Annotated in this window: 14 protein-coding genes; 7 read left to right on the forward strand and 7 right to left on the reverse strand. The window is 56.6% G+C overall.

Features of this window, described 5'->3' with window-relative positions; all coding sequences use genetic code 11:
* The first annotated feature begins 70 nt into the window (after window positions 1-70).
* Complete coding sequence (locus tag Y5S_RS15570; protein WP_035234318.1) at window positions 71-1,000, forward strand: AAA family ATPase; 930 nt, start codon at window positions 71-73, stop codon at window positions 998-1,000.
* The gene (locus tag Y5S_RS15575) at window positions 1,000-2,367 is read left to right on the forward strand and encodes a vWA domain-containing protein (RefSeq protein WP_035234320.1); all 1,368 of its coding nucleotides are present in this window, start codon (window positions 1,000-1,002) and stop codon (window positions 2,365-2,367) included. The genes Y5S_RS15570 and Y5S_RS15575 overlap by 1 nt, the downstream gene beginning before the upstream one ends.
* 9 nt (window positions 2,368-2,376) lie before the next feature.
* Here Y5S_RS15575 and Y5S_RS15580 read toward each other — a convergent pair whose 3' ends face one another.
* The gene (locus tag Y5S_RS15580) at window positions 2,377-4,794 is read right to left on the reverse strand and encodes a hybrid sensor histidine kinase/response regulator (RefSeq protein WP_052041650.1); all 2,418 of its coding nucleotides are present in this window, start codon (window positions 4,792-4,794) and stop codon (window positions 2,377-2,379) included.
* A gap of 173 nt (window positions 4,795-4,967) precedes the next feature.
* Between Y5S_RS15580 and Y5S_RS15585 the strand changes: the two genes are divergently transcribed.
* Entirely contained in the window at window positions 4,968-5,519 is a 552-nt protein-coding gene (locus tag Y5S_RS15585; protein ID WP_035234322.1) for a porin family protein, read from the forward strand.
* A gap of 65 nt (window positions 5,520-5,584) precedes the next feature.
* Here Y5S_RS15585 and Y5S_RS15590 read toward each other — a convergent pair whose 3' ends face one another.
* On the reverse strand, window positions 5,585-6,922 hold the full coding sequence (locus Y5S_RS15590; protein WP_035234324.1) for an ABC1 kinase family protein: 1,338 nt from the start codon (window positions 6,920-6,922) through the stop codon (window positions 5,585-5,587).
* A gap of 237 nt (window positions 6,923-7,159) precedes the next feature.
* Window positions 7,160-7,588, reverse strand: a complete 429-nt coding sequence (locus Y5S_RS15595) for a phasin family protein (RefSeq protein WP_035234326.1) — start codon at window positions 7,586-7,588, stop codon at window positions 7,160-7,162.
* Window positions 7,589-7,898: 310 nt separating this feature from the next.
* On the opposite strand from Y5S_RS15595, the gene Y5S_RS15600 reads away from it, so the two are divergent.
* Window positions 7,899-8,279, forward strand: coding sequence for a hypothetical protein (locus Y5S_RS15600; protein WP_035234328.1), 381 nt, complete (start codon window positions 7,899-7,901; stop codon window positions 8,277-8,279).
* Between the two features lie 11 nt (window positions 8,280-8,290).
* On the opposite strand, the gene Y5S_RS19750 is transcribed toward Y5S_RS15600, so the two are convergent.
* Both Y5S_RS19750 and Y5S_RS15610 read right to left on the reverse strand, forming a co-directional pair.
* On the reverse strand, window positions 8,291-8,635 hold the full coding sequence (locus Y5S_RS19750) for a hypothetical protein (protein ID WP_156107807.1): 345 nt from the start codon (window positions 8,633-8,635) through the stop codon (window positions 8,291-8,293).
* A gap of 24 nt (window positions 8,636-8,659) precedes the next feature.
* Entirely contained in the window at window positions 8,660-9,493 is an 834-nt protein-coding gene (locus Y5S_RS15610; protein ID WP_035234331.1) for an SDR family oxidoreductase, read from the reverse strand.
* A 163-nt stretch (window positions 9,494-9,656) separates the two neighbouring features.
* Between Y5S_RS15610 and Y5S_RS15615 the strand changes: the two genes are divergently transcribed.
* From Y5S_RS15615 to Y5S_RS15625, 3 genes are all read left to right on the forward strand, one after another.
* Window positions 9,657-10,673, forward strand: coding sequence for an AraC family transcriptional regulator (locus tag Y5S_RS15615; protein WP_035234332.1), 1,017 nt, complete (start codon window positions 9,657-9,659; stop codon window positions 10,671-10,673).
* Between the two features lie 94 nt (window positions 10,674-10,767).
* Entirely contained in the window at window positions 10,768-11,178 is a 411-nt protein-coding gene (locus Y5S_RS15620) for an HIT domain-containing protein (protein ID WP_035234333.1), read from the forward strand.
* Window positions 11,175-11,369 (forward strand): CPXCG motif-containing cysteine-rich protein, encoded by a 195-nt coding sequence (locus Y5S_RS15625; protein WP_035234334.1) that lies wholly within the window; start codon window positions 11,175-11,177, stop codon window positions 11,367-11,369. The genes Y5S_RS15620 and Y5S_RS15625 overlap by 4 nt, the downstream gene beginning before the upstream one ends.
* Before the next feature lie 139 nt (window positions 11,370-11,508).
* Here the strand turns inward: Y5S_RS15625 and Y5S_RS15630 are convergent, their stop codons facing one another.
* Complete coding sequence (locus tag Y5S_RS15630) at window positions 11,509-11,784, reverse strand: SelT/SelW/SelH family protein (protein WP_035234335.1); 276 nt, start codon at window positions 11,782-11,784, stop codon at window positions 11,509-11,511.
* A gap of 4 nt (window positions 11,785-11,788) precedes the next feature.
* A complete protein-coding gene (locus tag Y5S_RS15635; protein ID WP_035234336.1) occupies window positions 11,789-12,370 on the reverse strand; it encodes a YajG family lipoprotein in 582 nt (193 codons plus the stop codon).
* Window positions 12,371-12,380 lie beyond the last annotated feature (10 nt).

Consider the following 12,380-nt stretch of genomic DNA (forward strand, 5'->3'; position numbering starts at 1 on the left):
AATGTCGTTTCCAGCCCGTGTCAGCCTTTCTGTACTGGGTTAACCTGTACTTCCCGGTGCAGGAGCCTTCATGAAAACCCGAATTGATTCTGTTGAAGACATTACCCGCAGTTTTGCCGAGCAAGGTTATATCTGTAATGACCAGATTGCCTTGGCGATCTATCTGGCTGCCCAGCTACACAAGCCTGTGTTGGTGGAGGGGCCGCCAGGGGTTGGCAAGACCGAGCTGGCCAAGGCGGCAGCGGCGTTTCTGGAAGCGCCTCTGATTCGCCTGCAATGCTATGAAGGACTGGATGAAAGCCGGGCATTGTATGAATGGAAGTATGGCAAGCAACTACTCTACACCCAGTTGTTGCGTGACAAGCTCGGCGGCATGCTGGCGGATACCGATAGTCTTGAAGCAAGCATGGCCCGGCTTGGCGATCTCGGTGAGGCTTTCTACAGCGATACTTTTCTGGAGCCGCGCCCGTTGCTGCAGGCGTTACGCAGCGATGAACCCGCCGTGCTGTTGATTGATGAAATCGACAAGGCGGATCAGGAGTTCGAGGCATTTCTGCTGGAGCTATTGTCGGATTTCCAGATCTCGATTCCCGAGATGGGTACGGTCACGGCCCGGCATCAGCCTTTGGTGCTGCTCACCAGTAATGATCAGCGAGAGCTGTCTGATGCGCTCAAACGCCGCTGTCTTCATCTCTATATTCCCTACCCGGAGGCGGCCCATGAAGCGGCGATTGTGGCGGCCCGTGTTCCTGAGCTGGAAGCGGAGTTGCGAGAGCAGCTGGTGGCGTTCATCCAGTATCTGCGAGAGCAGGAAATGAAAAAACTTCCGGCTATTTCTGAAACGTTGGATTGGGCTCGGGCATTGGTATTGCTGCATGCAGACAGTCTTGAACAAGACATGGTCGCCGATACCCTCAACCTGGTACTGAAGACCGAGCAGGACGTGACGTTGGCAAGAGAGTTATTGCCTGCCTGGCTGCGCAAGTTCGGGAAGCGCTGATGCTGTCTCGCCGCCTTTCGGAATTTGTTCAGGCCCTGAGAGGGGCTGGGCTGAGAATCTCTCCGGATGAGGCGGCCATCGCCATGCAGGCGGTGGCGCTGGTGGGTTACGAGCCCCGGCAGCAATTTCATGATGCCCTGTCAGTGAGTCTGCTCAAGGACGAGCAGCAGCGAACGGCGTTTGAAGAGACCTTCCAGCGCTACTTCGAGGGACAAGGAGAGCGGCGGGATGCCTCGGCCGGGGAGGGCGCTGAGCCGGTTAAAGGCATGCCGGATGCGTTGTCTGCTGCGACAGAAGAGAGCGGCGAGCTTGCCCCCGGACTGGAAGCGTTGCTTGCTGCCAGTGCAGAGCAGCTGCAGCAGCGCATGGCGGAAGCTGCTGCCGCGATGGACTTTACCCAGATGCAGGTGATTACCCAGCAGGGGCTCTACACGCGGCGGTTGCTCATGAATATGGGCATGGGGGCGGTGGATGAGCGAATCTTGCAGCTCAGTGAGGGAGGCGTTACTAGCGAGGCGCGGGCTGATGACTTGCGGGAATGGCGAGGCCAGGTGCGTGAACAGGCTGCCAGCCTGGTTCGTCGGCAATTCCTGCTGCATGGTGCGGCGCGTGGGCGTGAATTGCGTGAGCAGACCATGCGGCAAGTGTCGTTTCGGGATCTACGTGAGTTTCGAGAAGTCAAAACGCTGGTTCGCAAGATGGCCCGACGATTGGCCAGCGCTCATCAGCGCCGTTTGAAAATTGCCAAACGGGGTCAGCTGGATGCCCGCCGTACCCTGGGGCGCAGCATTCGGCATGATGGCGTGCCGGCCACTCTGGTGTGGCGGCGTCGGCCTCCGCACAAGAGTCGGGTGATGGTGATTTGTGATGTGTCCAGTTCGGTAAGTGAGGCTGCTCGCTTTCTGCTCCAGTTTCTTTATGCGCTGAATGATGTCTTGCCGCGAGTGCGCAGCTTTGCGTTTGCGTCGCGCTTTGATGAAATCAGTGAAGACTTCCAGCGTTACTCGCCGGATGTGGCGGTGGCCAGGGTGCTGGATCGTCTCTCCGGTAGTGGTACCGATTACGGGGAAATGCTGGAGGGGTTCCTGGGGCTGTGCGAGGGGCAGCTGGATCGCCATACCACGGTGATTATCCTCGGTGATGCGCGTAATAATTATTTGCCTGAGCGGGCAGAGCTGCTGGGGCAGGTGCGCCGCAGGGTAAAACAGATCTGGTGGCTGAATCCGGAATCCCGCAACCAGTGGAATAGTGGTGATGCGGTCATGGCCAGTTATTTGCCGCATTGCCGTGTGGCCCGCCGGTGCGCCAACCTCAATGATCTGGAGCGTGTGGTAGATGGGCTGCTGGGTAGTTTGCGCGCCGAGTAACGTCTGTGATCACGCGCTGCGGCCGCCAGGCAGGCGTATATCCGGGTCTCGCAACACTTGCTTGAGGGTGCGCATCAGCCGTTCACTGTTAATCGGTTTCGCCAGGTGTCCGACCATGCCCGCATCGTGGCAAGCTTGAATCTTGTCGGGTACCGCGTGCGCAGTGAGCGCGATGATGGGCACTCGTGTCAGTCGACCCTCTTTTTGCAGTTTGATGATGGAACGGGAGGTTTCGAAACCGTCCATTTCCGGCATCTCGCAATCCATCAAAATTAAATCAAAGGGGTCTCTGGCAGAGAGCAATACCGCAATCGCCTCCATGCCGCTTTCGGCAACTTCTGTGGTATAGCCAAGCTTTTTGCACAGCCCTTCCGCCACCATCAGATTGATATGGTTGTCATCGACAATCAGCAGCTTGCCGCCCGAACGGGTAATGTCGGGAATGTCGCTACTGTTTTGCAGGTGGGCGCTGGCTTCGGTCTTTGGTAACGGGAGTCTGAACCAGAAACGGGACCCTTCATTACGGCGGCTATGGACGCCAATCTCACCGCCCATGATTTCCACCAACTGTTTACAGATGGCGAGCCCGAGGCCGGTGCCGCCGTAGCGGCGGCTGGTGGAGCTATCCCCCTGTTGGAAGTGATCAAACAGATTGGTTTGTTGTTCCGGGGTAATGCCGATGCCGGTATCCACTATCTCGAAGAACACATAGTCGGCATTGTCAGGGTCCCGTTGGGCCGTCAACGTGATGCTGCCGTTATCGGTGAACTTGACGGCGTTGCTGACCAGATTGACCAGGATCTGCCGTAGACGCACCTGATCGCCGATGCAGTAGTTGCCGAGGTTTTCATTCAGCTTGCTGGTGAGCACATTGGAATGCACTCGCGCTTTGTGCTGAAACAATGCCAGCGCATCGTTGATTAGTCCATGCAGGTCAAACCGGGCTTGTTCAATGGGCATCTTGCCGGCTTCGATCCGGGAATAATCGAGAATGTCGTTGATGAGGTTAAGCAGGCTGTTCCCGGATTGTTCAATGATATTCAGGTTGTGCTGTTGTTCATCATTCAGTGGTGAAGTCTTGAGCATGTCTACGGTGCCGATGATGCCATTGAGTGGCGTGCGGATCTCGTGGCTCATCACGGCCAGGAATTCACTGCGTGCGCTGAGTGCGCTGTTCAGTTCCCGGGTGCGCTCCTCCACTCGCTGCTCCAGGGCTTCTGTGGCTTCGCGCTGGATGCGCGCATTTTCGCTTTTCAGAACGGTCATCCGGTGTGCCAGCGCAAAGGACAGTAAAACGGCTTCAAGGAAAATGCCCAGCGGCATGGCGTTTTCCATCAGCCAGCCGCCGTCCACCAGCTGGAACGATTTCAGAATGTACAGGCTGGTGGCAATGGCCACAGACAGGAACGCCAGCAGGAAATAGCGGGCCGGGCTGTACCCCTTGAATACCAGCCACAGGGCTAACACGATCATGACAAACGGCCAGGGAAGAATGCCGATGGTGGTGGCCTGGATGCTGTAGTGAAAGCTAAGGAAAGTGAAAGGAATGGCCATGAAGGTGATGGCCGTAACCCCGGTGATCCAGCGGCTTACCCTGGGTAGACGGGTCCGCAATTCCAGAAAATACAGTACAAACAACAATGAAAATGTCAGTGTCAGCAGATTGAGAACCGGCAGCGAGTAGTGATTCCAGATCGGGGAATCCGGCCAGAGCCATTGGTAGCTGAGTCCCTCTCGAGTGAAGAGATTGAGCCCAAAAGTGCCGAGGTAGAGTACATAGAGCAAATAGCTGGGCTCGCGGATGGAAAGGAAAATCAGCAAATTGAAAAGGCACATGGCGATGATGGCGCCGTAGTAGATGCCATACATAATGGAGAACTGATTGTCCTGGCGACTGAATGCGACGGGTGTCTGGATGCTGACTGGCATCTCGATGACATTGTCGCCCTGGGCGCGCATCAGCAGGTAGCTGCGCTCCCGGAGCGGGAAGCTTTGCAGGCTGATCAGGTGATAATGACGGAATTCCCGTTGTTGGAACGGAATGCGGTCACCCATGCGTTGGTGATCAATCGCGTTACCCTCCCGATCGAACAGATAGATATCCAGATAATCCAGATGCGGGCGGCCAATGCGCAGGAACCAGTAGGGAAAGCGGGTTTCGTTGTCTACGGTGATCAGGAACCATTGCAGGCCGTTCTGGAAGCCCAGTGCAGGATAGGTGCTATCCAGTGATGTTCCTGCGCCGTTGCGCAAGGCGTGCAGGGCCGACGTTGGCGTCAAGCTGTGCTCGGGGTCGGCAAGCCAGCGCATCCCGGGGCCCCCCTGATACTCCTGCTGATCCTCTTTCAGGGTAAGGCTGTGGCCAAGCAGGGGCAGTAAAAGTGCCATCAGCATGAAACCGATGGGCAAGACGCGTCCCTTTGTCATTCCCGATCCTGTTATTTGCTGTTATCTGGATCTGTTCAGGGGCCTTGATGTGAGCGGCGTTGAGTCACTCTCTGCCCTGATCCTCTCTAATTTTACAGAATTTACCGGAATAACTGGAACATTGCTTCTGACCGGGTCTCGAAATAGGTGACTTAACGGAAAAGGAGTCTGAAATGAAAGTTATCATGCGCGGAGCGCTTTTGCTGTCCTGTTCACTGTTTGTCACCCAGGGAGCCTGGGCCGCGGGGCCTTACATCGGCGGCAACTACAGTCAGATCCAGTATGACAACGAAGAGTTTGATACCGACACCCTCAAAATTGACGCCGCCACGCTGAATGCGGGGCTGGAGCTGACAGAGTTTTTCGCCATCGAGGCGCGAGGTGGTGTGGGCCTGGATGAAGATTCCCAGGGAATCGCCGATTTCGAGCTGGATCATCTGTATGGCGGCTATCTGAAGCTGGGCTTGCCAATCAGTGAGACCGTGCGGCCCTATGTCATTGGTGGTTATACCAAGGCGAAAGGGACCGTGTCCGTGGATGGCGATATTGCCGGCGTCAGTTATTCCTACAGCGACTCTGAGAACTTTGAAGATGAGTCCTATGGTGCTGGCCTGGACATGAATATTACCGATACGCTTGGCGCGAATCTGGAATATATGCGCTATATCGATACCGATGAGGAAGAGATTTCCGGTATCAGTGTCGGGTTGCGCTCGGCATTCTGAGTGATTTCCCGCCAGGAGGGCGACAAGGTTGGACGCGCCTGGCGGGAACGCCTTCTTGCGTGACGTCAGGCGGTTGCGGCCTGAGATTCATTCAGCGCTTTTTCCAGGTTGGGGAGGAAGGCCGCGTTGACCCCCAGGTTCATCAAGGTCCAGTAGTGGCCGCTGACGACACGTTCTATCAGCAAGGAGCGCGGCGAGGGCTGAAACTTCATCATTTGTTCCAGCGGCGTTTTGCGGACCTGCTTCATGATGTCGGTATGCAGGCAGGAATTGCCAAAATCGTAGGGTTCACTGGAGAAGGCGCGCAGCAGTAACTCAATCCAGGTGGCATAAAACTGGTCGCTGACCTGGCTGTCCTGTTTGCGGGCTCCCAGCGTTTTCAGCAGGTTGTCCAGTTGTAGCCAGTTTTGCTGCAGTGCAGCCTCAACAATGTCGCGCAGCAGGTTGGCATCTTCACTGGGGAGTCGCTTTACGGCGCCAAAGTCATACATCACGATACTGCCATCCGGGCGGAAGGCGAAATTGCCAGGGTGCGGATCGCAGTGCACGGTGCGGTAGCGGAAAATCTGTTCGCCAATGGCATCAAACAGACGCTCGCCAAGCAGGTTGCGGGTGGTCTGGTCAAAGCCATTCTCATCGTTGACCTGCTCCAGCGGGGTGCCGGATTCCAGGCTCAGGGTCAGCACCTTTTCGCTGGATAAATCTTCGTAAACTGCAGGAATCACCAACCAGGGTTGATGTTGGTGAAACGTTTTGAACTGATTGAGATTGATCGCTTCCTGGTGATAGTTCAGCTCTTCTTCCAATTGGTTGCGAATCTCGCGAAAAACGCCGTCCAGAGCAGCTTCATCCACCTTGAGCAGGCTGCCAAGACGCAGGATGCGACGCAGATGTTTCATGTCGGAATCAATGGATTCCTTGACTGCCGGGTACTGTATCTTGACCACCACTGGATCGCCGTCATGGGTGGTTGCCCGGTGTACCTGGCCAATGGAGGCGGCAGCAAACGGTGTCTCTTCAAAGTCGGCGAACCGTTCGCTGATCGCGCCACCCAGCTCTCGTTCAAGCTGCCTGCGAATGACATGGAAAGGCATGGGAGCGGAGGCGTTTTGCAGCACTTTTAATTGGTCGCTGATTTCTTTCGGCAGGATATCCTGCATCTGCGATGCAATTTGCCCTACCTTCATCACCGCACCCTTCATCTCGCCGAGGGTGGCGGCGACTTCCTTGCCGATGTGTTGCATCAGCTTTTCCCGGTCTGCCGCCTTGGCGCTCTCAGACTGGAACAGGCCTTTCACCTGATGGCCTGCTACCCGAGTGGCAATGGATGTGGTCATGCCCGTCAGGCGGAAAAGACGTCCGGTGGTGGTGGTTGGGCGTTTGCGACGGCGCTGCTCTGCCATGATGTCTCTCGTAGCGATTTTATGTTGGCGTTGCTTGTCTTGGTCTTGTTATAGACCATAACTTAGCGCCGATGGGTGAAGGCTGTACAGGGTTGGACGGGCCAGATCTGGCAGGAGTGGCAGGTAACAGCGGACCGAAGGGAGAGGTGTGCTGGCGAATTGCCGCCGTGAATGGCGCAAAAGAAAGGGGCCAAGAAGGCCCCTAAAAGGAGAGTAACAACAAAAAAGGGTTCAGAATCAGCTACGGTTCTGACCGGCAGAAACCAGTTCATTGAACAGTTTCTCGCCTTCTTCACGTGCAGTGACAACGGCACCAAAGCCTGCCAGCACGAATTCGTTAGTGGCTTCGGCTTTCTCGCCACGCTCTTTCTTGCCTGCTTCTACCAGCTTTTCGTAGAAAGCTTGACGCTTCTCGGGAGCGCTCTCCAGCAGCTCGCGAGCGGCCAGCAGGGCACCACGGCCAGCCAGCAGGGCTTTCGGCTTGCTTTCAGCTTCTTCGCCGAAAGCTTCAGTGCCGCTGGCGACATACTTGTTCAGCAGCTCTTCAGAGTTCTCTTCGGCCTTGTCATAGGCACCCAGGCCTGCCAGGTACAGTTTGTTGCCCAGTTCCTTGGCACGGTTAACCAGAGATTCGCTTTGTTCGCGCAGATCTTTCAGCTCGCCCATGATTCATGCATCCTTAAAATTTGTCCGGTGTAAGAAAAGGTGCAGCCGTTAGTGCGACCGCGTAGGGCAAAGAGTAAGAGGGAATGCGCGCGCGAGAGCTCTTGTTTGTCAGACAATTATACAGCCGGCTTATGGTTGTCATGGTTCAAGGTGTGATATCGATCAAAGTCAGTAAGCGAAGCTACGCATAGTCGTGATTTCTTCTCATGCGTAAACTGACCAGAAAGAACTGAGCTATCATTGAAAGTCTTCTGACCCTTCCCGGTGAGGGGGCTGTCTGAAGGTATCTCCGTATAACAGAGAGACAGGAATGATCGAAAAATTCATTGCCAAGGTTCCCTCGCGCATCTGGGCGGAAGGCCGTCCGGGAAAATCGAGGCTGTGGGAAGCCGAATTCAACGTGGCCTCCTGGGTGAGAGTGGCGGGGGCGCCGGGTCAGGTGCAGCTGGTGGTGCGCTACATGGATAAGGACAAGGAGCGTGCGGTACTAGTGGATACTGCTGACGTAAAAGGTGAGGGCAGTGCCCTGCTATCCGGTTCTATTCTGTTGAAGCTGAGTGCCGAGGTGGAGCAGGTTCAGGTTTCCCTGCGTTTGGCGGATCCTGCCATGACCTTTGTGGTGGAAGAATTGTTCATGCAGCGTCGTGGCTCTTCCCTGGGGGCGTCGGACAAGCTCATCTCCAACTTCTGAAGATGATCGGGTCAGCCCTGCTGGCAATATTGCTTTTCATCGGCCTGCCCGGCTGCGTGCTTGGCGGGCTTTGCTGTTTTCTGCGTCTCCGTCCCGCAGCTAACCGGGGCATCCAGGAGGGATTCCGGCCACTGTTGAAAATCCAGTCCGGTCAGCCGGTTGAGGTTTTCCAGTGCCGTGTCCGGTCGCAGTTTGCTTAGTGTCAATATCTTGCTCATGGCTTGATCCCCGCGTGTCTGCTTAGACAAAAGCGAGAACTGTGCCAGTCTTGCTTGTTTTGTTTCTTTTTTATAATCAATAACTTGGGTTTTGGCTGCCGGACGGGGTCTTCCGCAAGGGGCGGTGTCCGGCAGCATGTGACAATTTTTGTAACCCGGTTGTCAGTCCAGGAAAAAGTCCGGCAGGAGTTGGTTGTCTTCCAGATTAGGGTCTACCCGGTAGCCACTGAAGTCGCTGACGCCCGTGTCGCGAAGGATTTCTTCATCCACGAAAAACTGGCCGCTGGCGGCGGCAACAGGGCGGGTCAGGATCGCGTAGGCGGCGTCTGCCATGATGGAGGGCTGGCGGGCGGCCTGCACGGCAGGGACGCCGCCAAGCTGGTTCTGTACGGCAGCGGTATTGATGACCGTCTTGGGCCACAGTGCATTCACCGCCACCTTGCCTTTGTATTCGTCAGCCATCCCCAGCACACAGAGGCTCATGCCATATTTAGCCATGGTGTAGGCCACATGACGGCCAAACCAGTGAGGGGCCATGTTGAGAGGCGGAGCCAGATTGAGAATGTGCGGGTTCTCAGCCTTTCGGAGGTGAGGCAGGCACAGTTTGCTGGCCATGAAGGTGCCCCGGCTGTTGATCTGGTGCATCAGGTCATAGGACTTCATGCTGGTGGATTCGGTGCCGGTCAGGGAAATGGCACTGGCGTTGTTGACCAGAATGTCGATGCCGCCGAAGGCTTCAAGGGTTTTGTCCACTGCCGCCTGTAACTGATCCTCATGGCGGATATCGCCGACACAGACCAGCGGGTTGCCTCCGGCCTCCCGGATCTCCTCTGCTGCCGTATAGATGGTGCCGGGCAGTTTGGGGTGAGGTTCTGTGGTCTTGGCGAACAGGGTGATATTGGCGCCATCACGGGCGGCTCTAAGGGCGATAGCTTTACCGATTCCCCGGCTGGCGCCGGTAATGAACAGGGTCTTGTTGTGTAGTGTGTTAGTCATGGTGCTCTCCCGAAATCAGGCTGCAAACCTACCAAGCGCTTGGTTTATTGGCAATAGCGACCGCTACAAGTGTCCCATGGTCACTTGTCACATACTGAGCGGCAGGCTAAGGTGTCATGCTCGGTCATTTGAGGCCATGGCCGCCATAATCAGGATAACAGCGATGACAATATTGAAGATGGATCCGGCAGAGTATTCTGTCTCTGCGGAATATCTGTCCCTGATGCTGGACGTGCTGGCGCGTCGCGGTATTGCCAGCGAAGAATTGCTTGTGGGTACGCAGATTGAATCGGGTTGCTGGCGAGATCCCAAGGCACGCGTATCAGCCCAGGATTTTGAGCGCGTGGCTCGACGCGCTATCCGTATGACCGGTGAGCCCTGGATTGGCTGGGAGCTGGGGGCATCCATGACGCTCTCGTCCCATGGCTTTCTCGGCTATGCGGCCATGAGCAGCGCCACTCTGGGAGAGGCGCTGGAGCTGGCGGTGAAATATTTCCGTACCCGCAGCACCATGGTGCAGCTGGAAACCTTCAAGGATGGCGATATGGCGGTGCTGCAGGTGAATGAGCTGCTATCGCTGGGAGAGCTGACGCCATTGACCATGGAAAGCCTGTTTTCCAGCTTCCACTTTATGGGGCAGAAGTTGCTGCCGGGAATGGAGGTGTTGGGCGAACTGCGTTTCTCCTATCCCGAGCCGGACTATTTTGAACGCATGCGGCCGCTGATGCCGGTGCCGGTCTATTTCGATTGTGCCTACAACCAGATGCGTTTTCCGGTTGAGCGTATGGACTTTACACTGCAGTTTGCGGATCCGCGGCTGGCAAAAATGGCGGCGGATCAGTGCGAGCAGGAGATGGCAACGATCAAGGCGCCACCTGCATTGTTAGGCCAGGTGCGCCGTATCATTCTGGCCGGTGGAGGCCGCTTCCCCAGTGTGGAAGAGGTGGCCAGCGATCTGCACATGTCGTCACGAACCCTCAAGCGCAAGCTGCAGCAGCTGGGTACCAGCTATCAGGAGATCCTGGATGGCCTGCGCAAGGGATTGGCAGTGGAGTTCCTCACCCAGTCCGACCATACGGTAGATGAAATTGCCATGTCGCTGGGTTATTCGGATGCATCCAATTTTGCCCGTGCCTTCCGGCGCTGGACCAGTCGCAGCCCCTCGGATTATCGGACCTAGGACGCCAGCAGATGAACGCCAGACGATGTCTGGCGTCTGATCTCTGGCAGCGTATTCCTGGCAGGACGCTGCCTGCCCACTTATGGAGAAAATGATGGCGACACTGCACCCCCGCCTGGCAGCGGATACCCGTGCGCTTGGCGAGACGGATCTTTGCTGGTTGCGATGGATGAACGACCAGCGTTTTGCCTGGCTTATCGTTGTGCCCAAACGTGATGGGCTGCGTGAATGGCATCACCTGCCCGTTGATGAGCAGGTCCAGTTGCTGACCCAGGTGAATGCCCTGGCGGGCCAGCTGGAAACCATCACCGGGGCCGACAAGATCAATATCGGCGCGCTGGGCAATATGGTGCCCCAGCTACACATCCACGTGATCGCCCGTTTCGAAGGCGACCCCTGCTGGCCGGGTCCTGTCTGGGGGCAGGGGCAGCCGCAGCCATGGCCGGAGGATGCGCAACCCGACTGGCTCGGCCAGCTGGATCTGGCGCTGCTGGAGGGCGCGTGAGCGGCCTGCTGCCGGTTTCAGTGCAGTGTCCCTGCTGCTGGGAAACCATCGAGGTTTTGATTGATGGCTCGGTGGAAGAGCAGGAGTATGTGGAGGATTGTCAGGTGTGTTGTCGGCCGTTGTTATTTACTGTGCAGGTGCCGTTTGGCAGTGATGAGCCGGTGGTAGATGTGCGGCCGGAGAATGACTAGCTACAAGCTACAACGCGTCATCTTCCCGGGATTTGTAGAAACGATGTTCGCCGCGCACCAAGGTTTGCGTCGCGGCGCCACAGCGGTGAGTCAATGCAAGCCGTTCCCCGCGTTGTGGCTTGGAGCTTGAAGCTTGTAGCTACTTTTTCCGGTCGATGTGGCCCAGATCCCGCTCAGGAAACAGCGCATCCCGCACCCGCCGCTTTAGCTCGGTGATTTCCGGAAAGCCGCCATCCTCTTTGCGCTCCCAGATGCACAGCTCGTTGGCGGTGATGCGGAACACGCCGCCGGTACCGGGCTGCAGGGCAACCTCGTCCAGTTCATCGCTGAAGGTGTTCAGCAATTCCTGAGCGTACCAACCGCTTCTCAGCAGCCAGTTGCACTGGCTGCAATAGAGGATGGTGACTTTTTTCATCTGTTCAGGCCGGATCGTTGCCGAGCAGGAAGTCCTGCATTTTCGGGTCTTCCAGCATGCGGGTGATCGCACCGCTGAGGATCTCGTTGATCATTTCCTGATTGCGATTGGCCGTCGGGGTGAGGGGCAGGTCGTGCTTGACGCTGCTCTTGTAGGTGCCTGTGTAAGAGGTATCAGGGCGGCTGGCTTCGCCAGCGAGAATCAGTGAGATGGTGACAGAGTTCACCACAGAGCCTTGTTCCGGCACATAATCCAGCTGCTCAAGCCGGACTTCAAGGCGGGTGGCGTCCGCTTCAGGGTTGAAGGCGTTATAGCCCTGCTCCTGGAGTCCCTTGCGAACGGCGTCCTCGATTGCCGCTTTGACGTCGTTGGCAGGTTGTACCAGAGACGTTTCCTTGTAAACGCCGCCCCGGGTACCAAAGGCCAGCTGGTCACGGGAGTCTACAGCGAGTACCTGTACGGGTTGGTTCTGGCCAATGTTGGTGGTTTTTACATTGGCAACTGGCTGGATGTTGATGGACTGAGGGCTGAGTGCGCAACCGGCAAAGGTGGCGCTCAGGGTCAGCAGCAGGGCAGCACGCAGCATGGTGTCTCCT

The sequence above is a fragment of the Alcanivorax nanhaiticus genome, from assembly GCF_000756665.1.
GTDB lineage: Bacteria > Pseudomonadota > Gammaproteobacteria > Pseudomonadales > Alcanivoracaceae > Alcanivorax > Alcanivorax nanhaiticus.

Bases quoted from the DNA above. Each gene is read 5' to 3' on its own strand.
- Y5S_RS15570 (WP_035234318.1), top strand. From the start codon at position 71: ATGAAAACCCGAATTGATTCTGTTGAAGACATTACCCGCAGTTTTGCC.
- Y5S_RS15575 (WP_035234320.1), top strand. From the start codon at position 1,000: ATGCTGTCTCGCCGCCTTTCGGAATTTGTTCAGGCCCTGAGAGGGGCT.
- Y5S_RS15580 (WP_052041650.1), bottom strand. From the start codon at position 4,794: ATGACAAAGGGACGCGTCTTGCCCATCGGTTTCATGCTGATGGCACTT.
- Y5S_RS15585 (WP_035234322.1), top strand. From the start codon at position 4,968: ATGAAAGTTATCATGCGCGGAGCGCTTTTGCTGTCCTGTTCACTGTTT.
- Y5S_RS15590 (WP_035234324.1), bottom strand. From the start codon at position 6,922: ATGGCAGAGCAGCGCCGTCGCAAACGCCCAACCACCACCACCGGACGT.
- Y5S_RS15595 (WP_035234326.1), bottom strand. From the start codon at position 7,588: ATGGGCGAGCTGAAAGATCTGCGCGAACAAAGCGAATCTCTGGTTAAC.
- Y5S_RS15600 (WP_035234328.1), top strand. From the start codon at position 7,899: ATGATCGAAAAATTCATTGCCAAGGTTCCCTCGCGCATCTGGGCGGAA.
- Y5S_RS19750 (WP_156107807.1), bottom strand. From the start codon at position 8,635: ATGCTGCCGGACACCGCCCCTTGCGGAAGACCCCGTCCGGCAGCCAAA.
- Y5S_RS15610 (WP_035234331.1), bottom strand. From the start codon at position 9,493: ATGACTAACACACTACACAACAAGACCCTGTTCATTACCGGCGCCAGC.
- Y5S_RS15615 (WP_035234332.1), top strand. From the start codon at position 9,657: ATGACAATATTGAAGATGGATCCGGCAGAGTATTCTGTCTCTGCGGAA.
- Y5S_RS15620 (WP_035234333.1), top strand. From the start codon at position 10,768: ATGGCGACACTGCACCCCCGCCTGGCAGCGGATACCCGTGCGCTTGGC.
- Y5S_RS15630 (WP_035234335.1), bottom strand. From the start codon at position 11,784: ATGAAAAAAGTCACCATCCTCTATTGCAGCCAGTGCAACTGGCTGCTG.
- Y5S_RS15635 (WP_035234336.1), bottom strand. From the start codon at position 12,370: ATGCTGCGTGCTGCCCTGCTGCTGACCCTGAGCGCCACCTTTGCCGGT.